The 24,488-nt window shown below is 69.5% G+C and carries 23 protein-coding genes and 1 riboswitch; of the genes, 16 read left to right on the forward strand and 7 right to left on the reverse strand.

The window, feature by feature from the left end:
* Nucleotides 1-71: 71 nt before the first annotated feature.
* On the reverse strand, nucleotides 72-1,256 hold the full coding sequence (gene nadA, locus ABZ865_RS03685; RefSeq protein WP_361223180.1) for a quinolinate synthase NadA: 1,185 nt from the start codon (nucleotides 1,254-1,256) through the stop codon (nucleotides 72-74).
* Between the two features lie 265 nt (nucleotides 1,257-1,521).
* Here nadA and ABZ865_RS03690 point away from each other — a divergent pair, with 265 nt between their 5' ends.
* On the forward strand, nucleotides 1,522-1,878 hold the full coding sequence (locus ABZ865_RS03690) for an iron-sulfur cluster assembly accessory protein (RefSeq protein WP_004001854.1): 357 nt from the start codon (nucleotides 1,522-1,524) through the stop codon (nucleotides 1,876-1,878).
* Nucleotides 1,879-1,969: 91 nt separating this feature from the next.
* On the opposite strand, the gene ABZ865_RS03695 is transcribed toward ABZ865_RS03690, so the two are convergent.
* The gene (locus tag ABZ865_RS03695; protein ID WP_361223185.1) at nucleotides 1,970-3,772 is read right to left on the reverse strand and encodes a hypothetical protein; all 1,803 of its coding nucleotides are present in this window, start codon (nucleotides 3,770-3,772) and stop codon (nucleotides 1,970-1,972) included.
* A 101-nt stretch (nucleotides 3,773-3,873) separates the two neighbouring features.
* Entirely contained in the window at nucleotides 3,874-4,083 is a 210-nt protein-coding gene (locus tag ABZ865_RS03700; protein ID WP_361223188.1) for a hypothetical protein, read from the reverse strand.
* A 129-nt stretch (nucleotides 4,084-4,212) separates the two neighbouring features.
* Here ABZ865_RS03700 and ABZ865_RS03705 point away from each other — a divergent pair, with 129 nt between their 5' ends.
* A complete protein-coding gene (locus ABZ865_RS03705) occupies nucleotides 4,213-5,187 on the forward strand; it encodes a carbohydrate kinase family protein (RefSeq protein WP_361223190.1) in 975 nt (324 codons plus the stop codon).
* 15 nt (nucleotides 5,188-5,202) lie between these two features.
* Here ABZ865_RS03705 and ABZ865_RS03710 read toward each other — a convergent pair whose 3' ends face one another.
* On the reverse strand, nucleotides 5,203-6,579 hold the full coding sequence (locus ABZ865_RS03710; RefSeq protein ID WP_361223193.1) for an aminotransferase class V-fold PLP-dependent enzyme: 1,377 nt from the start codon (nucleotides 6,577-6,579) through the stop codon (nucleotides 5,203-5,205).
* Nucleotides 6,580-6,905: 326 nt separating this feature from the next.
* On the opposite strand from ABZ865_RS03710, the gene coxB reads away from it, so the two are divergent.
* The 4 genes from coxB to ABZ865_RS03730 all read left to right on the forward strand — a co-directional run bounded on the left by coxB (nucleotide 6,906) and on the right by ABZ865_RS03730 (nucleotide 11,386).
* Complete coding sequence (gene coxB, locus ABZ865_RS03715) at nucleotides 6,906-7,868, forward strand: cytochrome c oxidase subunit II (protein ID WP_361223196.1); 963 nt, start codon at nucleotides 6,906-6,908, stop codon at nucleotides 7,866-7,868.
* Nucleotides 7,865-9,595: a cytochrome c oxidase subunit I gene (ctaD, locus tag ABZ865_RS03720; RefSeq protein WP_361223198.1), complete on the forward strand. Its 1,731-nt coding sequence runs from the start codon at nucleotides 7,865-7,867 to the stop codon at nucleotides 9,593-9,595. Before coxB ends, ctaD begins: the two co-directional genes overlap by 4 nt.
* On the forward strand, nucleotides 9,592-9,990 hold the full coding sequence (locus tag ABZ865_RS03725; RefSeq protein ID WP_361223201.1) for a cytochrome c oxidase subunit 4: 399 nt from the start codon (nucleotides 9,592-9,594) through the stop codon (nucleotides 9,988-9,990). The genes ctaD and ABZ865_RS03725 overlap by 4 nt, the downstream gene beginning before the upstream one ends.
* A 133-nt stretch (nucleotides 9,991-10,123) precedes the next feature.
* On the forward strand, nucleotides 10,124-11,386 hold the full coding sequence (locus ABZ865_RS03730) for an Ig-like domain-containing protein (protein ID WP_361223204.1): 1,263 nt from the start codon (nucleotides 10,124-10,126) through the stop codon (nucleotides 11,384-11,386).
* Nucleotides 11,387-11,438: 52 nt separating this feature from the next.
* Here the strand turns inward: ABZ865_RS03730 and ABZ865_RS03735 are convergent, their stop codons facing one another.
* Complete coding sequence (locus tag ABZ865_RS03735) at nucleotides 11,439-11,840, reverse strand: hypothetical protein (protein WP_361223207.1); 402 nt, start codon at nucleotides 11,838-11,840, stop codon at nucleotides 11,439-11,441.
* A 167-nt stretch (nucleotides 11,841-12,007) separates the two neighbouring features.
* On the opposite strand from ABZ865_RS03735, the gene ABZ865_RS03740 reads away from it, so the two are divergent.
* The 6 genes from ABZ865_RS03740 to ABZ865_RS03765 all read left to right on the forward strand — a co-directional run bounded on the left by ABZ865_RS03740 (nucleotide 12,008) and on the right by ABZ865_RS03765 (nucleotide 19,126).
* Nucleotides 12,008-12,628 (forward strand): heme-copper oxidase subunit III, encoded by a 621-nt coding sequence (locus ABZ865_RS03740; protein WP_361223210.1) that lies wholly within the window; start codon nucleotides 12,008-12,010, stop codon nucleotides 12,626-12,628.
* Between the two features lie 80 nt (nucleotides 12,629-12,708).
* Nucleotides 12,709-13,521 carry a c-type cytochrome gene (locus ABZ865_RS03745; protein WP_361223213.1) on the forward strand — a complete coding sequence of 271 codons (813 nt, stop codon included), beginning with the start codon at nucleotides 12,709-12,711 and terminating at the stop codon, nucleotides 13,519-13,521.
* Nucleotides 13,518-14,576, forward strand: coding sequence for a Rieske 2Fe-2S domain-containing protein (locus ABZ865_RS03750; protein ID WP_361223216.1), 1,059 nt, complete (start codon nucleotides 13,518-13,520; stop codon nucleotides 14,574-14,576). The genes ABZ865_RS03745 and ABZ865_RS03750 overlap by 4 nt, the downstream gene beginning before the upstream one ends.
* Nucleotides 14,573-16,210 (forward strand): cytochrome bc complex cytochrome b subunit, encoded by a 1,638-nt coding sequence (locus ABZ865_RS03755; protein ID WP_361223219.1) that lies wholly within the window; start codon nucleotides 14,573-14,575, stop codon nucleotides 16,208-16,210. Before ABZ865_RS03750 ends, ABZ865_RS03755 begins: the two co-directional genes overlap by 4 nt.
* A gap of 133 nt (nucleotides 16,211-16,343) precedes the next feature.
* Nucleotides 16,344-17,408: an anthranilate phosphoribosyltransferase gene (gene trpD, locus ABZ865_RS03760; protein WP_361223221.1), complete on the forward strand. Its 1,065-nt coding sequence runs from the start codon at nucleotides 16,344-16,346 to the stop codon at nucleotides 17,406-17,408.
* Nucleotides 17,409-17,482: 74 nt separating this feature from the next.
* Nucleotides 17,483-17,599: riboswitch (SAM riboswitch) on the forward strand.
* A 165-nt stretch (nucleotides 17,600-17,764) separates the two neighbouring features.
* The gene (locus ABZ865_RS03765) at nucleotides 17,765-19,126 is read left to right on the forward strand and encodes an aminotransferase class V-fold PLP-dependent enzyme (protein WP_361223223.1); all 1,362 of its coding nucleotides are present in this window, start codon (nucleotides 17,765-17,767) and stop codon (nucleotides 19,124-19,126) included.
* Nucleotides 19,127-19,186: 60 nt separating this feature from the next.
* On the opposite strand, the gene ABZ865_RS03770 is transcribed toward ABZ865_RS03765, so the two are convergent.
* Together ABZ865_RS03770 and ABZ865_RS03775 are read right to left on the reverse strand one after the other, a co-directional pair.
* Nucleotides 19,187-19,468 carry an Lrp/AsnC ligand binding domain-containing protein gene (locus ABZ865_RS03770; RefSeq protein WP_361223226.1) on the reverse strand — a complete coding sequence of 94 codons (282 nt, stop codon included), beginning with the start codon at nucleotides 19,466-19,468 and terminating at the stop codon, nucleotides 19,187-19,189.
* Nucleotides 19,465-20,208 (reverse strand): rhomboid family intramembrane serine protease, encoded by a 744-nt coding sequence (locus ABZ865_RS03775; protein ID WP_361223229.1) that lies wholly within the window; start codon nucleotides 20,206-20,208, stop codon nucleotides 19,465-19,467. Before ABZ865_RS03775 ends, ABZ865_RS03770 begins: the two co-directional genes overlap by 4 nt.
* 152 nt (nucleotides 20,209-20,360) lie before the next feature.
* Between ABZ865_RS03775 and ABZ865_RS03780 the strand changes: the two genes are divergently transcribed.
* The 4 genes from ABZ865_RS03780 (at nucleotide 20,361) to ABZ865_RS03795 (ending at nucleotide 24,483) form a co-directional block, all read left to right on the forward strand.
* Nucleotides 20,361-20,600, forward strand: coding sequence for a hypothetical protein (locus ABZ865_RS03780; protein WP_100825765.1), 240 nt, complete (start codon nucleotides 20,361-20,363; stop codon nucleotides 20,598-20,600).
* Nucleotides 20,601-20,637: 37 nt separating this feature from the next.
* Nucleotides 20,638-21,981 carry an NYN domain-containing protein gene (locus ABZ865_RS03785; protein WP_361223233.1) on the forward strand — a complete coding sequence of 448 codons (1,344 nt, stop codon included), beginning with the start codon at nucleotides 20,638-20,640 and terminating at the stop codon, nucleotides 21,979-21,981.
* A gap of 212 nt (nucleotides 21,982-22,193) precedes the next feature.
* Nucleotides 22,194-23,225, forward strand: a complete 1,032-nt coding sequence (locus tag ABZ865_RS03790) for an NlpC/P60 family protein (RefSeq protein ID WP_361223236.1) — start codon at nucleotides 22,194-22,196, stop codon at nucleotides 23,223-23,225.
* Nucleotides 23,226-23,472: 247 nt separating this feature from the next.
* Nucleotides 23,473-24,483: an NlpC/P60 family protein gene (locus ABZ865_RS03795; RefSeq protein WP_361223239.1), complete on the forward strand. Its 1,011-nt coding sequence runs from the start codon at nucleotides 23,473-23,475 to the stop codon at nucleotides 24,481-24,483.
* Nucleotides 24,484-24,488 lie beyond the last annotated feature (5 nt).

Here is a 24,488-nt window from a genome sequence, read left to right on the forward strand (position 1 = left end):
TACGACGAAGGGGCACCCCGTGTCACACGGGGTGCCCCTTTCGTATGTCGGCGCTCGGAGCGGGCCGCGGGCTACGGCAGCGCCAGCATCCGCTCCAGGGCGAGCTTGGCGAACGCCTCCGTCTCCTTGTCGACCTCGATGCGGTTGACCAGGTTGCCCTCGGCGAGGGACTCCAGGGCCCAGACCAGGTGGGGGAGGTCGATGCGGTTCATCGTCGAGCAGAAGCAGACCGTCTTGTCGAGGAAGACGATCTCCTTGCCCTCGGGAGCGAAACGGTTCGCCAGGCGGCGGACCAGGTTCAGCTCGGTGCCGATGGCCCACTTGGAGCCGGCCGGGGCCGCCTCCAGCGCCTTGATGATGTACTCCGTCGAGCCGACGTAGTCCGCCGCGGCCACGACCTCGTGCTTGCACTCGGGGTGGACGAGGACGTTCACGTCAGGGATGCGGGTGCGGACGTCGTTCACCGAGTCGAGGCTGAAGCGGCCGTGGACCGAGCAGTGGCCGCGCCACAGGATCATCTTCGCGGCGCGCAGCTCGTCCGCCGTCAGGCCGCCGTTCGGCTTGTGCGGGTTGTAGACCACGCAGTCGTCCAGGGACATGCCCATGTCGCGGACGGCGGTGTTGCGGCCGAGGTGCTGGTCCGGCAGGAAGAGGACCTTCTCGCCCTGCTCGAAGGCCCAGTCGAGGGCGCGCTTCGCGTTGGACGAGGTGCAGATCGTGCCGCCGTGCTTGCCGGTGAACGCCTTGATGTCGGCGGAGGAGTTCATGTACGAGACCGGCACGACCTGCTCGGCGATCCCCGCCTCGGTCAGCACGTCCCAGCACTCCGCGACCTGCTCGGCCGTGGCCATGTCGGCCATGGAGCAGCCGGCGGCCAGGTCCGGCAGGACGACCTTCTGGTCGTCGGAGGTCAGGATGTCCGCCGATTCGGCCATGAAGTGCACACCGCAGAAGACGATGTACTCGGCCTCCGGGCGCGCGGCCGCGTCCCGGGCCAGCTTGAAGGAGTCGCCCGTGACGTCGGCGAACTGGATGACCTCGTCGCGCTGGTAGTGGTGGCCGAGCACGAAGACCTTGTCGCCGAGCTTCTCCTTGGCCGCGCGGGCGCGCTCGACCAGATCGGGGTCGGACGGCGAGGGCAGGTCGCCGGGACACTCGACACCCCGCTCGCTCTTCGGGTCGGCCTCACGGCCGAGAAGCAGCAGGGCGAGCGGGGACGGCTGTACGTCGAGCTCCGGGGTCTGGGCGGTGGTCACGACACGCACCCTTTCTACTTTTCGTCTAACTGACGCTATCTATCATAACTGGTTCACGTCACTTTGACGACGGCCATAACGTCCATGTGACATGAATCCCCCTCGCCTCCTCCCTCAGGCCGCTGTCCGCGCCCACGGCCATGTGCGAGCATGAGAAACGAAGCAAAAAAGGCGACCACGCGAAAGCCCGGCCCGGAATGAATCCGTGGAAACGCCGGTTGCACTGGTCGGCAAGCAGTCTCCGTACAACCCGGGAGAGATGTAGATGTCCGTATCGGACGAGACCAGCACCGTGACCGACGGCATCGTCCTGACCGACGCCGCCGCGTCCAAGGTCAAGGCCCTGCTCGACCAGGAAGGCCGTGACGACCTCGCCCTGCGCGTGGCCGTCCAGCCCGGCGGCTGCTCCGGCCTGCGCTACCAGCTCTTCTTCGACGAGCGCTCGCTCGACGGCGACGTGGAGAAGGACTTCGGCGGGGTCAAGGTCGTCACCGACCGCATGAGCGCTCCGTACCTCGGCGGCGCCACCATCGACTTCGTGGACACGATCGAGAAGCAGGGCTTCACGATCGACAACCCGAACGCGACGGGCTCCTGCGCCTGCGGCGACTCCTTCAGCTGAGCCGTCCGGCCGAGTCGGTCGGTCACGCTTTGACGTACTGAGGCGGCGGTCCCCTTCGGGGGGCCGCCGCCTTTTCGTGTCCGGACAGGGCCTAGCGGGCCGCCTGCGGCCGCAGCGCGCCCGGCTTGGTCCGCTGGATCTGCTTGCCGTCGGTGCCGACCACCGTCCGGCCGTCGAGCGGCGCGTCCAGCCGTACGGTCTTCACGTACTGCTTGGCGATCAGGATGCACACCTTGTTCGGCCACGGCTTCTCGGTCACCGTGACCGTCACCCGCTGCGGGCTCTCCTTCACCGACACCGCGTAGTCGGCGCACACCCCGCCCGAGAAGCTCACGGTCAGCTGGCTGTCGTCGGCGGTGTAGCCGTCCACCTTCACGTCCCGCGTCTTCGGCGACGAGGTCGGCCCGGGGGCCGGTGCGGAAGCCGACGGCGTGGCCGACGGCGACGGGGAGGCCAGGAACTTCGGGTCGACCGCCGGATACGACACCGTGAAGGCGCCCCGCGCCGCCGAACCCCGCACCTCGAACAGCCAGGACGGCACCAGCGTCTGCCGCCCGGCCACGGAGTGCTCCGCCAGACCGAACACGGCCTTGTCCACGGTGGCCGCGGCAGCCTCGGGCGCCGCCTTCGTTTCCGGTACGACCCCTGACTTCGGCGCCGCCGGGGCCGCGTTGCACGGCTGCTCCAGCCGGTCCTTCAGTGGCACCGGCCGCGCACAGCCGCCGATGCCCATCCGGTGGCCGTGCCGCTGCGCCGCGTTCATCAGCTCCAGCGTCTTCTTCGCGCCCAGCACCGGATACGTGGCCCCCTTCACCGGTGCCACCTGCAGCCCGTGGCCGCCGACGATCGAACCCTGCTTGTCGACGGTCAGGCCGGTCGTCCAGCCGGAGGTGGGCAGCCCGCCCACCACGGGATCGGCGTTCACCACCCGCTGGGCGCCCATCACCAGGCTCGCGTCGATCTTCGCGTCGTCCTGCCCGAGCGCCTTCAGCACCGGCGCCGCCGCCCGCCTCGCCGCCGCCACGCTCACCGGGTCGCCGGCCGGGGCGCCCGGGTCCTGCGCGCAGACGGTGACCTTCTTGCAGTTGTCGGTGCCGGGCGCGTACCGGCTGAAGGTCCAGCTGCCCGCCGCGTCCCCGCTCACCTGCAGGGCCGGCCCGAAGCCGTCCTTGCCCCCGACCCGCCAGCCGCTTCCCTGGGCCACCGGGGTGCCGTCCACCCCGAGGGCCCTGGCCAGCATGGCCACCGCGCCCATGCCGACCCGGCCGCGCGGCGCGTACACCGGCGCCGAGCCGGGACCGTCCGGCAGCTTCCCCGCGGCCACGTACGTGGCGCCGTACGGATCCGGCTCACCGGGCGCGATGTCACCCGTGCCGCCCTGCGCCCAGCCGTCCAGGACGAGCGGTGGGGGAGTGCCGCCCCCACCGGGCGCGCCGGGACTCGTACCACCCCCCGGACCACCGCTCGCGGCGAGGTACGCGCCCCCGCCCCCGACCAGCAGCACGGCGGCGGCGACGGAGACGACGACCACGGAGGATCGGCGCCGCCCGGCCCCGGCTTCGGGGTGCTCCGAAGCCTCCGGGCGCTCCGAGACCTCAGGGGCCGCGGCGGCCTCCGGGTTCTCCGGGGCCTCCGGGGGCGTAAGGGGCTCACGGGTTTCCGGGGGCGTGGGGGAGTCACGGGTCTCCGGCGCGTCGGCGCTGCGCCGGCCCTCCCGCTCCTCCCGGGCGTCCGGGCCGTCCCGGTCCTCCCCGCTCTCCGGGTTCTCCGGGCTCTTCGAGCCCTTCAAGGGCTCCGCCCGCTCCCGGTGTTCCGAGCCCTCAGGGGGCTCCGCCTGCTCGCGGTGCTCCGAGTTCTCGGGGTGCTCGGAATTCTCGGGTCGCTCGGTGTTCACCGCATCGCTCCTCGCTGGATCGTGTCCCGCGTCCCCGTCACGGGGGACGGCGATGGGACGCGCGAGGAGGGCGCACGGTTCCCGCCTGTGCGCCCCTCCGCTCAGTCGCCGTAGTCCGACATGGCGTCCAGCAGCCGGGCGGACCGGGACGGCACGCTCACGCCGTGAATCAGCGACGGCGGCACCGGACGCGCGTCGGCGTGCTCGGGAGCCGCCCAGCGCGGAGCCATCCGGGCGCAGTCACCGCGCAGCGAGGCGAGGTCGCCCTCGAGGTCGGCCGGGGCGGAGGAGTTGGCCTTGGGCTTCGTCATGACGGCACCGTACGCATGCCGGGCCCGCGAAGAAAGATCTACTATCGGGTAGTTTTGTCGGCTTCAGTGGCTCGCCCCCGAGCGGTAGCGTGGACTGTCAACCCAGCCTCCCCCAGGAGAATGCCCGTCGTGCGCATCGCAGTCACCGGCTCCATCGCCACCGACCACCTCATGACCTTCCCCGGCCGCTTCGCCGACCAGTTCGTCGCGGACCAGCTGCACACGGTCTCGCTCTCCTTCCTGGTCGACAACCTGGACGTGCGCCGGGGCGGCGTCGGCGCGAACATCGCCTTCGGCATGGGTCAGCTCGGCACCCGGCCGATCCTGGTCGGGGCCGCCGGCTTCGACTTCGACGAGTACCGCGCCTGGCTCGACCGGCACGGCGTGGACACCGACTCGGTCCGCATCTCCGAGACCCTGCACACCGCCCGCTTCGTGTGCACCACCGACGCCGACCACAACCAGATCGGCTCCTTCTACACCGGCGCCATGAGCGAGGCCCGGCTCATCGAGCTGAAGACCGTCGCCGACCGCGTCGGCGGTCTCGACCTGGTCCTCATCGGCGCCGACGACCCGGAGGGCATGCTCCGCCACACGGAGGAGTGCCGCTCCCGGAACATCCCGTTCGCCGCCGACTTCTCCCAGCAGATCGCCCGCATGGAGGGCGAGGAGATCCGGATACTGCTGGACGGGGCGACGTACCTCTTCTCCAACGAGTACGAGAAGGGGCTCATCGAGTCCAAGACCGGCTGGACCGACGCCGAGATCCTGGCCAAGGTCGGCCACCGCGTCACCACGCTCGGCTCGCGGGGAGTGCGGATCGAGCGGACCGGCGAGGACCCGATCGAGGTCGGCTGCCCCGAGGAGGAGCGCAAGGCCGACCCCACGGGCGTCGGCGACGCCTTCCGGGCCGGGTTCCTCTCCGGGCTCGCGTGGGGTGTCTCGCTGGAGCGCGCGGCCCAGGTGGGCTGCATGCTGGCGACGCTCGTCATCGAGACCGTGGGGACGCAGGAGTACCAGCTGCGCCGGGCACACTTCATGGACCGGTTCACGAAGGCGTACGGGATCGAGGCGGCCGAGGAGGTCCAGACCCACCTGGGCTGACCGGCACCGCTTCGCTCAGCTCGTCCGGCGGACCACGTACGCCGTACCCTGGTCCGCCGGCTCCTCGCCCACGTACTCCTGACCCCGCATCTCGCACCACGCCGGGATGTCCAGCCGGGCCGCCTCGTCGTCGGAGAGCACCCGTACGGTGCCGCCCACCGGCACCCGGCCGAACACCTTCGCCAGCTCGATGACGGGGATCGGGCACCGCTTGCCGAGCGAGTCGACGACCAGCTCCTCCGCCTGGACGGCCGTCGCCGGAGCCGGTGCCCCCAGCTTCTCCCGGACCCCCGCCACCGCCCCCGGCAGGACCTCCAGGAACCGCTCCACGTCCTCCTCGGCCACCCCGGTGGGGAGCGACACCCGTACGTTGCCCTCGCTCAGCACCCCCATCGCCTTCAGCACATGGCTGGGTGTCAGCGTGCTGCTCGTGCAGGAGGAGCCGGAGGAGACGGAGAAGCCCTCCCGGTCCAGTTCGTGCAGCAAGGCCTCTCCGTCGACATAGAGACAGGAGAAGGTGACGATCCCGGGCAGCCGGCGCTCGGCGTCGCCCACCACCTCCACGTCCGGCACCAGCTCCGGTACCCGGGAGCGGATCCGCTCCGTCAGCTCCCGCAGTCGTACCGCCTCCTGGGCCGCCTCGGCCCGTACGGCACGCAGGGAGGCGACGGCCGCCACGATGGCCGGGATGTTCTCGAACCCGGCCGCGCGCCCCGACTCCCGCTCGTCGACCGGCCCTTGGGCGGCGAACCGCACGCCCTTGCGGACGACGAGCAGACCGACCCCCGAGGGCCCGCCCCACTTGTGCGCGCTGCCCGTCAGCAGGGACCAGTCCGCGTCCACCGGCCCCCATCCCAGCGACTGGGCGGCGTCCACCAGCAGCGGCACCCCGGCCGCCCGGCACACCTCGGCCACCTCGGCCACCGGCTGCACGGTGCCCACCTCATGGTTGGCCGACTGGAGGCAGGCGAGCGCGGTGTCCGGCCGGAGCGCGGCCGCGTAGGCCGACGGGTCCACCCGACCCGCCCGGCTGACGGCCACTTGGGTGACGGTCCCCCCGTCCGCCTCGAACAACTCCGCCGAATGGAGGACAGAGGAGTGTTCGACGGCTGACACGATCAGGTGGCGCCCCACCCGCCGCCGCCCGGCCAACGCCCCCGCGACGCCGGTGTGTACGGCCCTGGTCCCGGACGACGTGAACACCACCTCGTCCGCCCGGCACCCGATGACTTCGGCGGTCGCCTCGCGGGCGGCGTCCAGCAGCATGCGGGCCTTACGGCCCTCTCGATACAGCCGCGCGGGATCCGCCCACCCCTCCTCCAAAGACGCCAACAGCGCCTGCCGGGCTACAGGGTGGAGGGGGACCGCAGAGGCGGCGTCAAAGTAGGACACACATCAACGGTAAAACGTGCCTGGGGGCAGCTGACCCAGGGGCGCGGGCCGTGCCTGACATGCGGCTCCGCCGCGTGGGCGCGACAAGCCACAACGCACCCCGCACCCGCACGTCAAACCCCCACAACCCGAGCTATTGGGCGCCCGTCCGCACCCCAACAGGGTGACAGGCGACGCGTATGCCCCCCTCCCCGCGAACCCCCGGAGGGCGTCGGCTAGGGTTTGGTCCGCATAAACATCCAAACCCCTGCCCGACGCAGGGCGGCGACCGACCAGCGAGAAGGCCGCAGCCGACCGCGCGGGCGAGACTCTCGGGAAGGCGCTACGTGAGTCCCAACGGCTCCGACCGCTCGCCGCGGCGCCCGATGCGGCGGAAGCTGCTGCAGGCACTGACCGCGGGCCTGGTCCTGGCGACCGCAACCGGTTGCACATACAAGGACTTCCCCCGCCTTGGCATGCCCACCCCGACCACGGAAGAGGCTCCGCGGATCCTCTCCCTGTGGCAGGGCTCCTGGGCTGCCGCGCTGGCCACCGGTGTGCTGGTGTGGGGCCTGATCCTGTGGAGTGCTTTCTTCCACCGGCGCAGCCGCACCAAGGTCGAGGTACCTCCGCAGACTCGGTACAACATGCCGATCGAGGCCCTGTACACGGTGGTCCCGATCATCATCATCTCGGTGCTCTTCTACTTCACGGCCCGGGACGAGTCGAAGCTGCTCAGCCTCACCGACAAGAAGGCCGACGTCACGGTCAACGTGGTCGGCTTCCAGTGGAGCTGGGGCTTCAACTACATCGAGAGCGTCCCGGGTGTCACCGGTGACGCCAAGACCGACAAGAACCTGGACGCCATTCCGGACCGGTTCAAGAAGGACTTCCCGGCGAACGCCGGCGGTGTCTACGACGTCGGCACGCCCGGTACGCGGAACCCGCAGACCGGCAACCCCGGTCCGACCCTGTGGCTCCCCAAGGGCAAGACGGTCCGCTTCGTCCTGACCTCGCGTGACGTCATCCACTCCTTCTGGGTGGTGCCGTTCCTCATGAAGCAGGACGTCATCCCGGGCCACACCAACGCGTTCCAGGTGACCCCCAACCAGGAGGGCACCTTCCTGGGCAAGTGTGCGGAGCTCTGCGGCGTCGACCACTCCCGGATGCTGTTCAACGTGAAGGTCGTCTCCCCCGAGCGTTACGAGCAGCACCTCAAGGACCTCGCCAAGAAGGGGCAGACCGGTTACATTCCCGCCGGCATCGCGCAGACGAGCCACGAGAAGAACCGGGAGACGAACAACCTGTGAGCATCCTCAACGAACCCCAGGGTGCCGCGGCAGCTGAGACCTCGTACGAGAACGAGCTGCCGGTCAGGCGCAAGCAGCCCGGCAATGTCGTGGTGAAGTGGCTGACGACCACCGACCACAAGACGATCGGAACGCTGTACCTCGTCACGTCGTTCGCGTTCTTCCTGATCGGCGGCGTGATGGCGCTGCTCATGCGCGCCGAGCTGGCCCGTCCGGGCCTGCAGATCATGTCGAACGAGCAGTTCAACCAGGCGTTCACGATGCACGGCACCGTGATGCTGCTGATGTTCGCGACGCCGCTGTTCGCGGGCTTCGCGAACTGGATCATGCCGCTGCAGATCGGCGCGCCCGACGTGGCGTTCCCGCGGCTGAACATGTTCGCCTACTGGCTCTACCTGCTCGGCTCGACGATCGCGGTGGGCGGCTTCCTCACCCCGCAGGGTGCGGCCGACTTCGGCTGGTTCGCCTACTCCCCGCTGTCGGACGCGGTCCGCTCGCCGGGCGTCGGCGCCGACATGTGGATCATGGGTCTGGCCCTGTCCGGCTTCGGCACCATCCTCGGCTCGGTCAACTTCATCACCACGATCATCTGCATGCGTGCGCCGGGCATGACCATGTTCCGCATGCCGATCTTCGTGTGGAACGTGCTGCTGACCGGTGTGCTGGTCCTGCTGGCCTTCCCGGTCCTGGCCGCCGCGCTGTTCGCCCTGGAGGCGGACCGTAAATTCGGTGCCCATGTGTTCGACGCGGCCAACGGCGGAGCCTTGCTCTGGCAACACCTCTTCTGGTTCTTCGGCCATCCAGAGGTGTACATCATCGCGTTGCCGTTCTTCGGCATCATCAGTGAGGTCATCCCGGTCTTCTCCCGCAAGCCGATGTTCGGCTACATGGGTCTGATCGCCGCGACCATCGCGATCGCCGGTCTGTCCGTGACCGTGTGGGCCCACCACATGTACGTCACCGGCGGTGTGCTGCTGCCGTTCTTCTCCTTCATGACGTTCCTGATCGCCGTCCCGACCGGTGTGAAGTTCTTCAACTGGATCGGCACCATGTGGAAGGGCAGTCTGTCCTTCGAGACGCCGATGCTGTGGGCGACCGGCTTCCTGGTCACCTTCACCTTCGGTGGTCTGACCGGTGTCATCCTGGCCTCGCCGCCGATGGACTTCCACGTGTCCGACTCGTACTTCGTGGTGGCCCACTTCCACTACGTGGTCTTCGGCACGGTCGTGTTCGCGATGTTCTCCGGCTTCCACTTCTGGTGGCCGAAGTTCACCGGCAAGATGCTGGACGAGCGCCTCGGCAAGATCACCTTCTGGACGCTGTTCGTCGGCTTCCACGGCACCTTCCTGGTCCAGCACTGGCTGGGTGCCGAGGGCATGCCGCGTCGTTACGCCGACTACCTGGCGGCCGACGGCTTCACCGCCCTGAACACGGTCTCCACGATCAGCTCGTTCCTGCTCGGCATGTCGATGCTGCCGTTCCTCTACAACGTGTGGAAGACGGCCAAGTACGGCAAGCCGGTCGGCGTGGACGACCCGTGGGGCTACGGCCGTTCGCTCGAGTGGGCGACCTCCTGCCCGCCGCCGCGGCACAACTTCCTCACCCTGCCGCGGATCCGCAGCGAATCCCCGGCGTTCGACCTGCACCACCCCGAGATCGCCGCCCTCGAGCAGCTTGAGCACGCCGGTCACGGCGCCATCGCGGGCAACAAGGAGGCCGGCAAGTGAAGATCCAGGGTCGGATGTTCATCTGGCTGAGCTTCTTCATGCTGATCATGGCCGTCGTGTACGGCGTGTGGTCGAAGGAGCCGGCCGGTACCACGGCGCTCTTCCTGGCCTTCGGCCTGTCGATCATGATCGGCTTCTACCTGGGCTTCACCGCCCGCCGGGTGGACGCCGGTGCGCAGGACGACAAGGAGGCCGACGTCGCGGACGACGCGGGCGAGCTGGGCTTCTTCAGCCCGCACAGCTGGCAGCCGCTCGCCCTGGGCGTCGGTGGCGCGCTGGCCTTCCTCGGCGTCGCCGTCGGCTGGTGGCTGCTGTACTTCTCGGCACCGATCATCATGATCGGCCTGTTCGGCTGGGTGTTCGAGTACTACCGCGGTGAGAACCGCACCCAGTAGCACGCGCTGAGCACACCGGGAGCCCGGACACTCCATCAGGAGGGTCCGGGCTCTCCTGTATCCGGCGCAGTGTCCATCGCTCGTACGGGTTAGGTAACGCGCTCATAAGGTCTGCACCTCATAGCGTGATCATATGAACCAAACTGCGCGGACCCGCACCGTCGTCAGCTGCACCTTGCTGGTGACCGCCCTCGGGGCGGGCCTCACCGCCTGCAGTTCGCACGGCAACGCCCTGGCGGACAGGCCGTACGACGCCGCGGACCAGATCTCCTTCAACGCCCCCACCGGTGCGGGGAAGCGGGCCGATCCGGACAAGCCCCTGGAGGTCACCGTCAACGACGGCGACGGCCGGATCACGGACGTGACCGCCCAGGACTCCACAGGGCGCTATGTGACGGGCGAACTCGCCGCCGACGGCAGCCGGTGGCACAGCACCTCACCGCTGGCCGCCAACGCCCACTACACGGTCCGGGTGAGCACCGAGGACGACGACGGCGCGCCCGGCCGCAAGACCCTCACCTTCGACACCACCCAGCCCACCAGCAAGAAGCGACTGAACGTCACCTTCGGGCCGAAGGCGGGCCAGTACGGCGTCGGACAGCCCATCACCGCCCAACTCGACCAGCCGGTCAAGGACAAGGCACAGCGGGCCGTCGTGGAGCGCGCCCTCCGGGTGGACTCGGTGCCGGCGGTCCCCGGTGCCTGGTACTGGGTGAGCGACAAGGAACTCCACTACCGCCCCAAGGAGTACTGGCCCGCCCACGCCACCATCCAGGTCCACAGCAACCTGGACGGCGTCAGGATCAGCGACCGCCTCTGGGGCGGCAAGGCCAAGCCCCTGAAGATCACCACCGGCGACCGGATCGAGGCCATCACGGACGCCGCCGCGCACCAGCTGACGTTCTACAAGAACGGCCAAGCCATCAACACGATCCCCGTCACCACCGGCAAGCCCGGCTTCGAGACCCGCAACGGCGTCAAGATCGTGCTGGAGAAGCAGTACTTCGTACGGATGCGCAGCGAAACCGTCGGCATCGCCGAGGGCAGCTCCGACTCGTACGACCTCCCGGTCTACTACGCCACCCGGGTCAGCTGGTCCGGCGAGTACGTGCACGCCGCGCCCTGGTCCGTGGGCTCACAGGGCTACGAGAACGTCAGCCACGGCTGCACGGGCATGAGCACCGGCAACGCCGAGTGGTTCTTCGACAACATCCATGAGGGTGACATCGTCAGAGTCGTCAACTCCGCGGGCAACCAGATGGAACCGTTCGGCAACGGCTTCGGCGACTGGAACCTCGACTGGAAGAAATGGCGCACCGGCAGCGCCCTCGTCAACGGCACCCCGGACACCCCGGCCCCCGAGGACGCGGCACGCCTCCAGCCGACGGCCGTGTGACCCGGGCAGGGGCGCGGGGCAGAACGCGCGCAGGACCCCGCGCCCCGACCTCCTAGGCGCTCAGCAGCTTCTTCCGGCGAAGCAGCGAAGCCAGAGCCGAGGCGAACTCCACCGGATCCACCGGCAGCGTGACCGCCGCGTCGGCGCGGCTCCACGTGGCCAGCCAGGCGTCCTGCGGGCGCCCCATCAACAGCAGCACGGGCGGGCAGTTGAACACCTCGTCCTTGATCTGCCGGCACACCCCCATGCCCCCCATCGGCACGGCCTCGCCGTCGAGCACGCACACATCGATGCCGCCCTTGTCCAGCTCCCTGACGACCGCCTCGGGAGTCGCGCACTCCAGGAACTCGACCAGGGGCACATCGGGAGCCGGCCTGCGGCCGGCGGCCAACCGCACCTGTTCCCGGGTGTTGGAGTCGTCGCTGTAGACCAGCACCGTGGCGGTCGGCTGCATTGTTCCTCCGAGAGACGTCAGCGTCGTACGGACAGGACGGACGGGGCCGTTTGGGCGGATGTTACTCCCCTGAACACCACGTCAACACCAGTTCAGCACCGGTTCGGCGGGCAGCAACACTCCGAACGGCACCCCCCGGAGTGAGCGCGAGATAAGCGACCGACATAATGTCGGTCGTGGCGACAGCAACGACAGTAGAAACCGGGCACGCGCACCCGTCGGTCAACCGACCGAACCTCACCAGCGTCGGAACCATCATCTGGCTGAGTTCCGAGCTGATGTTCTTCGCGGCCCTCTTCGCGATGTACTTCACCCTGCGATCGGTGACCGGTCCCGCGCACTGGAAGCAGATGGCCGACCATCTCAACTTCCCGTTCTCGGCGACGAACACCACGATCCTGGTGCTCTCCTCCCTCACCTGCCAGCTCGGCGTCTTCGCCGCCGAGCGCGGTGACGTGAAGAAGCTCCGGGGCTGGTTCATCCTCACGTTCATCATGGGCGCGATCTTCATCGGCGGTCAGGTGTACGAGTACACGAGCCTGGTGAAGGAGGACGGCCTCTCGCTCTCCTCCGACCCGTACGGCTCGGTGTTCTACCTGACCACCGGCTTCCACGGCCTGCACGTGACGGGTGGTCTCATCGCCTTCCTGCTGGTCCTCGGCCGCACCTACGCGGCGAGGAGGTTCACCCACGAGCAGGCGACCGCCGCCATCGTCGTGTCCTACTACTGGCACTTCGTCGATGTCGTCTGGATCGGTCTCTTCGCCACGATCTACATGATCAAGTAGCCGGACCCGATCCCGCTCGCGTTCTCGCAACGCACATCCCAGAAGCATCGACGCAGAAGATCCTGACACCGGGGTAATCCGTGAAAAAGCTCTCCGTACGACGACGCCATCCGCTGGCGGCGGTCGTCGTCCTACTCCTCGCGCTGGCGGCCACTGGGGGGCTGTACGCCGCGTTCGCGCCCGCGGACAAGGCGCAGGCCGATGAATCCTCCCAGTCCCTGACCATCAAGGAGGGCAAGAAGCTCTACGAGGTCGGCTGCGCCAGCTGCCACGGCACCGGTGGCCAGGGCTCCTCCGACGGCCCGAGCCTGGTCGGTGTGGGCGCCGCCGCGGTCGACTTCCAGGTCGGCACCGGCCGCATGCCGGCGTCCACCTCGCAGATGGCCCAGCTCCCGAGCAAGAAGACCATCTACACGCAGGCACAGATCGACCAGCTCGCCGCGTACGTCGCGTCGCTGGGCGCCGGCCCGAGCGTGCCGACGAAGGACCAGTACGGCCCGGACGGCGCGGACATCGCCAAGGGCGGCGAGCTGTTCCGCACCAACTGCGCGCAGTGCCACAACTTCACCGGCAAGGGTGGTGCCCTCACCGAGGGCAAGTACGCGCCGACCCTCCAGGGCGTCGACCCGAAGCACATCTACGAGGCCATGCAGACGGGCCCGCAGAACATGCCGTCCTTCCCCGACACCACCATGACGGAGAAGAACAAGAAGGACATCATCGCGTACCTCGACGCGGTCGACGGCAGCAAGACGGAGAACCCGGGCGGCATGGAACTGGGCGGCATCGGGCCGGTCAGTGAGGGTCTGTTCGCCTGGATCTTCGGCCTCGGCGCGATGATCGCGGTCGCCGTCTGGGTCGCCGCTCGGACCGCAAAGGCCAAGAAGTCATGAGTAGCCAAGACATTCCAGAAGAGAACCTGCCCGCTGAGCAGGGCCACGCCCCCGGCGTGGTGAGCGTCGCGGACGAGAAGAACCCGTTCGCCGACCCGGGGCTGCCGCCCCACGAGCACCGGATCCAGGACATCGACGAGCGGGCCGCCAAGCGGTCCGAGCGCACGGTCGCCCTGCTGTTCACGGTGTCGATGCTGGCCACCGTCGGCTTCATCGTCTCGTACGTGACGATCCCGAGCGAGAAGTCGATCTTCGTCTTCCCGATCGGTCACATCAGCGCGCTGAACTTCGCGCTGGGCCTGACCCTCGGTGTGGCGCTGTTCTGCATCGGCGCGGGCGCGGTCCACTGGGCCCGCACCCTGATGTCCGACGCGGAGATCGCCGACGAGCGGCACGCGATCGAGGCCTCTCCCGAGGTCCGCGCGAAGGTCTTCGACGACTTCCGCCAGGGCGCCAAGGAGTCGGCGATCGGCCGCCGCAAGCTGATCCGCAACACCATGTTCGGTGCGCTGGCCCTGGTGCCGCTCTCCGGTGTCATGCTGCTGCGCGACCTCGGCCCGCTGCCCCACAAGTCGCTCCGCCACACGCTGTGGGCGAAGGGCAAGCTGCTCGTCAACATGAACACCAACCTGCCGCTGCGTCCCGAGGACGTCGCTGTGGGCTCCCTCACCTTCGTCAAGCCCGAGGGCTTGGAGGAGAAGGCTGAGGACTTCCAGAACGAGATCGCCAAGGCCGCCGTGATGATCGTCCGGCTCCAGCCGAACAACATCAAGGACAAGCGCGAGCTCGCGTGGTCGCACGAGGGCATCGTCGCGTACTCGAAGATCTGCACCCACGTCGGTTGCCCGATCTCCCTGTACGAGCAGCAGACGCACCACGTGCTGTGCCCGTGCCACCAGTCCACCTTCGACCTCTCCGACGGAGGCCGAGTGATCTTCGGCCCGGCCGGTCACGCCCTGCCGCAGCTGCGCATCGGCGTGAACGAAGAGGGTTACCTCCAGGCGCTCGGCGACTTCGAGGAGCCCGTCGGTCCTGCATTCTGGGAGCGCGGATGAGTACTGAATCGAACGAGACCCCCCGCTCTCGCGGGAAGGCTCCGGCCGGCGAGCGGATCGCGGACTGGGCCGACGGCCGGCTCGGGATCTACTCCCTGGCCAAGGCCAACATGCGCAAGATCTTCCCCGACCACTGGTCGTTCATGCTGGGTGAGGTCGCGCTCTACAGCTTCATCATCATCATCCTGACGGGTGTCTATCTGACGCTGTTCTTCCACCCGTCGATGAACGAGGTGGAGTACCACGGCAGCTACGTCCCGCTCCAGGGACAGCTGATGTCCGAGGCGTTCAACTCGACCCTGCACATCTCCTTCGACGTGCGCGGTGGTCTGCTCATCCGGCAGATCCACCACTGGGCTGCGCTGATCTTCCTCGCCGCCATGTTCGTGCACATGATGCGCGTGTTCTTCACCGGCGCGTTCCGCAAGCCGCGTGAGATCAACTGGCTGTTCGGCTTTCTGCTGTTCGTCCTGGGCATGTTCACCGGCTTCACCGGTTACTCGCTCCCGGACGACCTGCTCTCCGGCACCGGTGTCCGCTTCACCGAGGGCGCCATCCTGTCGATGCCGATCGTCGGCACCTACATCTCGTTCTTCCTCTTCGGCGGGCAGTTCCCCGGCCACGACTTCGTGGCCCGGTTCTACTCGATCCACATCCTGCTGCTGCCGGGCATCATGCTCGGTCTCGTGGTCGGCCACCTGATCCTGGTCTTCTACCACAAGCACACGCAGTTCGCGGGCCCCGGAAAGACCGAGAAGAACGTCGTCGGCATGCCGCTGCTGCCGGTGTACATGGCGAAGGCCGGAGGCTTCTTCTTCCTGGTCTTCGGTGTCATCGCGGCCATCGCGGCGGTCACCCAGATCAACCCGATCTGGGCCATGGGCCCCTACCGGCCCGACCAGGTGTCCACCGGCGCCCAGCCCGACTGGTACATGGGCTTCGCCGAGGGTCTCGTCCGCTACATGCCGGGCTGGGAGATCAACTTCTGGGGTCACACGCTCGTCCTGGGCGTGTTCATCCCGCTGGTCCTCTTCGGTCTGGTCCTCGCGGCGATCGCGGTGTACCCGTTCATCGAGTCCTGGGTCACCGGCGACAAGAGCGAGCACCACATCCTGGACCGCCCGCGCAACGCCCCGACGCGTACCGCGTTCGGTGTCGCCTGGGTGACGGTGTACATGATCGGTCTGGTCGGCGGTGGCAACGACCTGTGGGCCACCCACTTCCACCTGTCGATCAACGCCGTGACCTGGTTCGTCCGCATCGGCTTCTTCGCCGGCCCGGTGATCGCGTTCATCATCACCAAGCGCATCTGCCTCGGCCTGCAGCGCCGCGACAAGGAGAAGGTGCTGCACGGTCGCGAGACCGGCATCATCAAGCGCCTGCCGCACGGTGAGTTCATCGAGGTGCACGAGGCGCTCAGCCAGGAGCAGCTGCACACCCTCACGGCTCACCACCAGTACGAGCCGGCCAAGATCGGCCCGACGGTCGACGAGAACGGTGTCGAGCGCAAGGTGAAGGCCACGGAGAAGCTGCGTGCCAAGCTCTCCAACGCCTACTACGGCGAGGACAACCAGATCCCGAAGCCGACTGTCGAGGAGTACAAGGAGATCACGAGCGGCCACGGCCACCACTGATCCCCGCGTCGCCACGCCACGGTCGAAGGGCCCCGTCCAGTTCTGGACGGGGCCCTTCGCCGTGTCCCGGGCTGGATAAGGTGGGGAGTACGACTTCGTACGACCCTGTGCTGGTACTCACTAGGAGCGGCTGATGAGCGCTGTGACCCCCGCTGGAGGCGACACCGCGGCGGGCCGTTCCTGGCCCGCCCTGCTGAACGGGCTGCTGGACGGCCGCGACCTGTCCGCCGACGACACCGCGTGGGCGATGGACCGGATCATGCGCGGCGAGGCGACCGACGCCCAGATCGCCGGGTTCATGGTGGCGCTGCGGGCCAAGGGCGAGACGGTGGAGGAGATCATCGGGCTCGTACGGACCATGTACGAGCACGCCAACGTGATCGAGGTGCCGGGGCCCGCGGTCGACATCGTCGGCACCGGCGGCGACGGCGCCAAGACGGTCAACATCTCCACGATGTCCTCGATCGTCGTCGCCGGCACCGGGGTGAAGGTCGTCAAGCACGGCAACCGCGCCGCGTCCTCCGCCTCCGGCTCCTCCGACGTCCTGGAGAAGCTCGGGGTCAATCTGAACCTGAGCCCGCAGCGGGTCGCCGAGGTCGCCGAAGAGGCCGGCATCACCATGTGCTTCGCGGTGAAGTTCCACCCGTCGCTGCGTCATGTCGCCGCCGCCCGCGGCCAGTTGGGCATCCGGACGACCTTCAACGTCCTCGGCCCGCTCACCAACCCGGCCAAGGTGCGCGCCCAGGCGGTCGGCGTGGCCGACCCGCGCATGGCGCCGATCGTGGCCGGCGTGCTCGCCGAGCGCGGCAACTCCTCCCTGGTCTTCCGGGGCGACGACGGCCTGGACGAGCTGACGACCACCTCCACTTCCCGGGTGTGGGTGGTCCGGGACGGCAAGGTCACGGAGGAGGTCTTCGACCCGCGCGACGTCGGCATCGACCTCGTCCCCATCGATGCCCTGCGCGGCGCCGACGCCGCCTACAACGCGCAGGTGGCGCTGCGCGTGCTGGACGGCGAGAAGGGCGCGGTCCGCGACGCCGTCCTGTTGAACTCGGCGGCGGCCCTGGTCGCCCTGCACCCGACGGACGCGGCGCTCCCCGAGCAGCTGCGCGAGGGCATGGCCAGGGCGGCGGAGTCGATCGACTCGGGCGCGGCCAGGAGCACGCTGGAGCGCTGGGTGGCGGCCACCAACAGCTGACGAAGCCGAGGTGCGGTCCCGCGATCCGGACAGGAGTTGCGGGACCGCGATCACTTCCGTTACGTTCCTGTCCAGGTCATGAGTGACAGTCATGAGGCCCCGGCCGACTGTCCGGCAACCCTCCGTCCGTGGCGGGGTGCCCCGGGTGAAGACCAGGCCGTAGGCAGTGAGGTCTACGGCAAGCGCGGACCCCTCGAGCAGCCAGGGGTCCTGGTCGTCGAGGAGCCTTCCGTGAGCAAGCGAATGCGATAGGGCCGCAGAGCCCCGCCTCCGCATCCCCCTTTTTCACCTTCCCGCGTGCCCGAGCCGCGTCCGCTCGCACGCCGGTTCCGCCTTGCCTCTCACGGGAGTTCGCCATGTCCGTCGTCACCGCTGCCGCCGACCAGTCCGTCTGTGCCCCGCTGCCCGTTCTCGGCCGGGACGTCACCGTCCCGCTCGTCACCGGCGGCGAGGTCACCTACGCCGCGCTCGACTACGCCGCCAGCGCCCCCGCCCTCCAGCGCGTCTGGGACGACGTCGCCGCCTACGCCCCGTACTACGGCAGCGTCCACCGTGGCGCCGGGTACCTCTCCCAGCTCTCCACCGACCTGTTCGAGAACGCCCGCAGGACCGTCGCCGAGTTCCTCGACTGCCGCGCGACCGACCAGGTGATCTTCACCCGCTCGACCACCGACTCCCTGAACCTGCTGGCCCGCGCGCTCCCCGCCGACTGCCAGGTCTTCGTCTTCGAGACCGAGCACCACGCCTCGCTGCTGCCCTGGCAGAACGCCCGCGTCACCTACCTCAACGCCCCGCGCACCCCGCGCCAGGCCGTCGAGACCCTGGAGCGCGCCCTCGCCGACCGCGACCCGTACGGCCCGGCCCTGGTCTGCGTCACCGGCGCCTCCAACGTCACCGGCGAGCTGTGGCCGGTGCGCGAGCTGGCCGCCGCCGCGCACGCGCACGGCGCCCGGATCGTCCTGGACGCCGCCCAGCTGGCCCCGCACCACCCCGTGTCGGTCACGGACCTGGACGTCGACTGGGTCGCCTTCTCCGGCCACAAGCTGTACGCGCCCTTCGGCTCAGGCGTGCTGGCCGGCCGAGCGGACTGGCTCCGGGCCGCCGAGCCGTACCTCGCGGGCGGCGGCGCGAGCCGCGCGGTATCCCGTCGCCAGGACGGCGGCGTGGACGTGGAGTGGCACGAGAGCGCCGCCCGCCACGAGGCCGGCTCCCCGAACGTCATCGGCGCCTACTCCATCGCCTCCGCCTGCAAGGCCCTCACCGAGGCCGGCTTCGACGCGCTCGTCGCCCGCGAGCGGTACCTGATCGACACGGTCCGGGCGGGCCTGGCCGAGGTCCCGCAGGTGCGCGTCCTCTCTCTCTTCGGCGACGACGCCCCGCGCGTCGGCGTCCTCTCCTTCGTCGTCGAGGGCTGGAACAGCTCCCACTTCGCCGCCGCCCTCTCCGCCGAGTACGGCATCGGCGTCCGCGACGGCCTGTTCTGCGCCCACCCCCTGGTGCGCACCCTCCTCGGCAGCGACCCCCAGACCCAGGGCGAATGTGGCGCCCCCGAGGCCGCGCCGGGCGAGAAGTCCCTCAACGCCATCCGCGTGAGCTTCGGCGCGGGAACCCCGGACGAGCACGTGGAGCGGTTCGTGAACGCGGTGAAGGAACTGGTCAGCGACGGCGCCAAGTGGCAGTACCGCACCGAGGACGGCCGCTGCGTCCCGGCGGTGTGAAAGCCGGCCTGAGTGAAGGTGAAACCGGCCTGAGTGAGGACGATCAGGCGGCGTTCCCGATCAGTTGTCCAGACCGATCGAGAACGCCGCCTCCAGGTCGTGCTGCGAGTACGTCCGGAACGCCACGTGCGTGTCCGTCGCCTCCACCCCCGGAATCTTGCTGATCCGCCCCGGAATGACCTCCGCCAGATCCTCGTGCTGCCGCACCCGCACCATCGCGATCAGGTCGTACGTACCGGTGACCGAGAAGACCTCGCTCACGGAGTCCAGCGAAGCGATCTGCTCCGCGATCTCGGGGATCCGGTCCACGCTGGTCTTGATCAGAACGATCGCGGTGATCACGGCTGCTTCTCTCCCTTGAGTGCCGGAGCTGGGGCGGCCCTCACTCTAGCCTTCCTGCCGTACCGCACCCAGGCGTAGCCGAAGCCCAGGCAGAAACCGACCACGTGCGCCAGGTAGGCCACTCCGGGCCCCTCCGGCGCGCGGCTCGCGGCGAGCCACTGGAGGGCGGCCCAGAACGGCAGCACGATCCAGGCCGGGAAGCGCAGCGGCAGGAAGAACAGGAAGGGGAGGAGACTGGTCACACGGGCGCGCGGGAACAGGAACAGGAAGGCTCCGAGGACCGCCGAGATCGCCCCGGACGCGCCGACCAGTGACTGCCCGGAGCCGGTGTTGGCGGCCGCGTACCCCAGCAGGGCCAGGTAGCCGCAGCCGACGTAGAAGAGGGTGAACTCCACCCGGCCCATCCGTTCCTCGGTCATCACCCCGAAGACGAAGAGGAAGAGCATGTTGCCGAGCAGATGCACCCAGCTGCCGTGCACGAACAGGGCCGTCACCGGGGAGAGGGCCTCGCGGACGGGCGCGCCGAACAGGTCCGCCGGGATCACGCCCCAGTGCCGGAAGTACGCCCGCTGCGCGAGGGTCAGCGCCTTCCCGGAGCCGTACGCCGGAGTGAGCCCGGACGCCGGACCCAGGACGAAGATCAGACAGCACAGGGCGATGAGGGTGTACGTCATCGGTGCCGAGCTGCCCCGGACCCCCCTGAAGGTCCGGCCGGCTGTCGTGGTCGCGTCGCTGATCATGAACACAGAGCATGACGTAACCGGACGCAGTGGCACAGACCGCCTCGCCGCCGTGGACGGACGGGCGATGAGTACCCGCCAGGCCGTAGGGTTACGAGCCACACGCGTCGGGGAGCGGCGCGGCAGACCCGAGAAGGAAGCGAACGGCCACGATGACGGTTCCCCTGCCGACCGCCACGACGCGGTGGCGCTGCACCCTCTGCGGCAACCTCACCCGGTTCGACGTGACCCGCGCGTCCAAGGTCGTCGAGTATGTCCACCTCGACCTCGCCGGTGAGCCGACCGTCGAGGAGCGCGAGGTGGTCAGTGAGACGATCGAGTCGGTCCGCTGCCGCTGGTGCAACGCGGTGGATCAGGTGGAACTCGTGGACAGGCCGGGCGCCGGCTCCTGAGCGGAGCGGGCCCCGCAGAGGTAGTGGGGTGTGACGGATGGTGGAGACCGCAGGCGGGGGGCCGGGCGACGGCACCGCTGAGGTGCTTGACCGTCCGCTGCCCGACGGCGTGCGCCGGCGGGTCGTGCAGATCGTCTCGGACGCCTTCGGCGCGCTGACAGTGACTGAACTGCCCGCCCAGCTGAGGCAGTACGCCCGGTTCGCCCCGAACCGGCGGGCCAAGTTCGCCGGGAACGCGATGGCGGCCGCGCTGGAGACCGATCCGCTGTTCCGGCAGCGGGTCGGGGAGAAGTTCAGAGAGGCGCACCCGGAACTCTCCGGTGCCCTGGACTCCGGCTCCCCGCCCCCGGCCGCGGACCCGCTCGACGTGGCGGCCGCGGCCTACGTACTGCGCCCCACGGGCTGGGTGAAGCAGGTGACCGCGGCCGGCGAGGAGGCCCTGCGCGCGGACGCCGAACGGGCCGACGAGGAGAGCCGGGCCGAACTGGAGCGGCTGCGCGAGGAACTGGCGGGGGCCCGCGAGCAGGTCCGGACCGAGAGCGAGCGGCTGCGCGGGGAGCTGGACGCGGCCAAGAAGGAAGCGGAGTCGCTTCACCGCAAGCTGCGTTCCGCGCTCAGCGACGTCAAGCGCGGGGAGGCCGCGCTGCGCAAGGCCCAGGGCGAGATCGAGGCCGTGCGGGCCGAGGGTCAGGCGCAGGTGTCCGCCGCCGAGAGCGAGTCCCGGCGGCTCAAGGCCCGCCTGGGCGAGGCGGAGGCCGCGCTGGAGGCCACTCGGCGCGCGTCCCGCGAGGGCCGCAGCGTGGAGGACATGCGGGTACGGCTGCTGCTCGACACCCTGCTGGACGCCACCCAGGGGCTGCGCCGGGAGCTGGCGCTGCCGCCGGTCTCCGTGCGCCCGGCCGAGACCGTGGACGCGGTCGAACCGGGACGTATGACCCCGAAGGACATCGCGGCCCGCGCCCTGTCCGAGAACGACCCGGCGATCCTGGACCAGTTGCTCGCGCTGCCGCAGGCGCATCTGGTGGTCGACGGCTACAACGTCACCAAGACCGGCTATCCGCAGATGCCGCTGGAGAAGCAGCGGCTCAGGCTCCTGGGCCAGCTCTCGGCGCTCGCCGCGCAGACCGGCGCCGAGGTGACCTGTGTCTTCGACGGCGCGGAACTGGCCGCGCCGGTGCTGCTCGCGCCGCCGCGCGGGGTCCGGGTCCTGTTCTCGAAGCCCGGTGTCACGGCCGACGAGCTGATCCGCCAGCTCGTGCGCGCGGAGCCGCCGGGCCGTCCGGTCATCGTCGCCTCGACCGACCGGGAGGTGGCCGACGGGGTCGCCCGGGCCGGTGCCCGACCCGTGGCCTCTGCGGTACTTCTGAAGCGACTGTCCTGAAGGTTCAACGGGCATATGCAATGCCCGAATTGGGTGGATCATCACGCAACGTAGTGTCAAGCGGGCGTCACCCCATGTGAGTTATGTGCAAAGAATGCATTGAGTGACGAGATTTTTTGCTGTGAGGATTTGAACTGATCACAAGTGGGTCACTAGGGTCATGCCTCGAACCTCCGAACGGGTGATCACTCACAAGAAGGAGTTCGTCCTCCGTGGCGTCCCACCGTCGACCCAAGCAGCCGAGCCGCACGCGTGTCACCGTGCTGACCACCGCAGCCGCCGCTGCCGTCGCGCTCAGCGCGAACGCCGCCAATGCCGCGCCGAGCGCCAAGCTCAGCAAGGACCAGGTCAAGGCGAAGGTCGACGCGCTCTACGAGCAGGCCGAGCAGGCCACCGAGAAGTACGACGGGGCCAAGGAGAAGCAGCAGAAGCTGCAGAAGGAAATATCCACGATCCAGGACAACGTCGCCCGCGGTCAGCAGGAGCTGAACAAGCTGCGCGACGGCCTGGGTTCGCTGGCCACCGCCCAGTACCGCTCCGGCGGCATCGACCCGTCGGTCCAGCTCTTCCTGTCCTCCAACCCGGACGACTTCCTCGACAAGGCCTCCACGCTCGACCAGTTGAGCAGCCAGCAGGTCGAGGCCCTGAAGAAGATTCAGGACAAACAGCGCGAACTCGCCCAGGAGCGGGCAGAGGCCACCGAGAAGCTCAAGGACCTCGCCTCCACCCGCACCGAGCTGGGCAAGAAGAAGAGCGAGGTCAAGAGCAAGCTCGCCGAGGCGCAGCGGCTGCTCAACACCCTGACCGCCAAGGAGAAGGCCGAGCTCGCCGCCAAGGAGGCGCGTGCCAACCGCTCCTCCACCCAGCGCCCGGACCTCGGCAACGGCACCCCCGCCTCCGGCCGCGCCGCCGCCGCCTTCTCCGCGGCCCAGAGCAAGATCGGCTCGCCCTACGTCTACGGCGCCTCCGGCCCCTCCTCCTTCGACTGCTCGGGCCTGACCTCGTGGGCCTACGCCCAGGCCGGCGTCTCCATCCCGCGCACCTCCCAGGCGCAGGCGGGCATCGGCCAGCGCCTCTCCCTGAGCCAGCTCCAGGTCGGCGACCTGGTGTTCTTCTACGGCGACATCCACCACGTCGGCCTCTACGCCGGCAACGGCCAGGTGCTGCACGCCCCGCGCACCGGCACGGTGGTCCGCTACGAGGCCATCAGCAACATGCCGTTCCAGTTCGGCGTCCGGGTCTGACCCTCGCGAAGGCCCCACGAAGCCCGCTCACGGAGGCGCCCGATCGGGCGAATCCCGGCAACCGGAACTGACTCCACGCCCCGCCCATGACCTGCGTCAGCGGCGGGGCGTCGCGTTTGTGCGGCCCTCGGCGCCTTTGGTCGGCGCCCTCCCGCACGGCTACTGTCTGGCGCGTTTCCCCGGCGCCCGGGCCTCCCCGTCCCCGGCGCCGGGGGAGCGGTACCTGTCCGCCAGCAGAAGGACTGCCGTGGGGTTCCATCGTCGTCTCGCCCCGTCCGGATTCCACCGGGGCTCCGCCGCCCTGTGCGTGCTGTCGGCCGCGGCCGCCGCGCTCGGCGCCGTACCCGCGCACGCGAAGCCGGGCACCGGCACCCGCGCCGAGGTGGACCGCCTCTACGAGGAGGCCGAGAAGGCGACCCAGGCCTACGACAAGGCCGACGAGCGCGCCGGGACGCTGCGCCGGGAGATCCGCGACGTCCAGGACCACATCGCCCGGCAGCAGCAGCGCGTCAACGCCCTGCGGGAGAAGCTCGGTTCGCTGGCCGGCGCCCAGTACCGGTCCGGCGGCATCGCCCCGGCCGTCGCCCTGCTCTTCTCCGACGGCCCGGACGACTACCTCGACAAGGCCGCCACCCTCGACCGCATCGACGCCCAGCAGGCCGGGCAGCTCAGGGAGTTGCGCTCCGTGCTGCGCGAACTCGCCCAGGAGCGCGCCGAGGCCGCGGACAAGCTCGCCGAGCTGGAGCGGAGCCGCACGGCGGTCGGCGCGCACAAGCGGACGGTGGAGCAGAAGCTCGCCCGGGCCCGGCAGCTGCTCGACTCCCTGCCCGCCGCCGAACGCGCCGCCTACGACCGGGCCTCCCGCTCCGGCCGCGCCGACCTGCCCGGCCTGTCCGGCGCCACGGCCCCGGACGCCCGCACCGCGGCCGCGCTGGCCGCCGCCCGCTCCGCACTCGGCCGCCCCTACGTGTGGGGCGCGAGCGGCCCCTCCGGCTTCGACTGCTCGGGCCTGATGCAGTGGTCGTACGCGCACGCCGGGATCCATCTGCCGCGCACCTCGCAGGAGCAGCGGTTCGCCGGCCGGCAGGTCCCGCTCTCCGAGGCCCGCCCCGGCGATCTGGTCGTCTACCGCTCCGACGCCAGCCACGTGGGGATGTACGTCGGCCACGGCCAGGTCATCCACGCGCCCTACCCCGGGGCCCCGGTGCGCTACGACCCGGTCGGGATGATGCCGATCTCCGCGGTGACCCGTCCCTGACCTGC

Origin of the sequence: Streptomyces sp. NPDC047085 (assembly GCF_040643735.1) — a bacterium.
Lineage (GTDB): Bacteria > Actinomycetota > Actinomycetes > Streptomycetales > Streptomycetaceae > Streptomyces.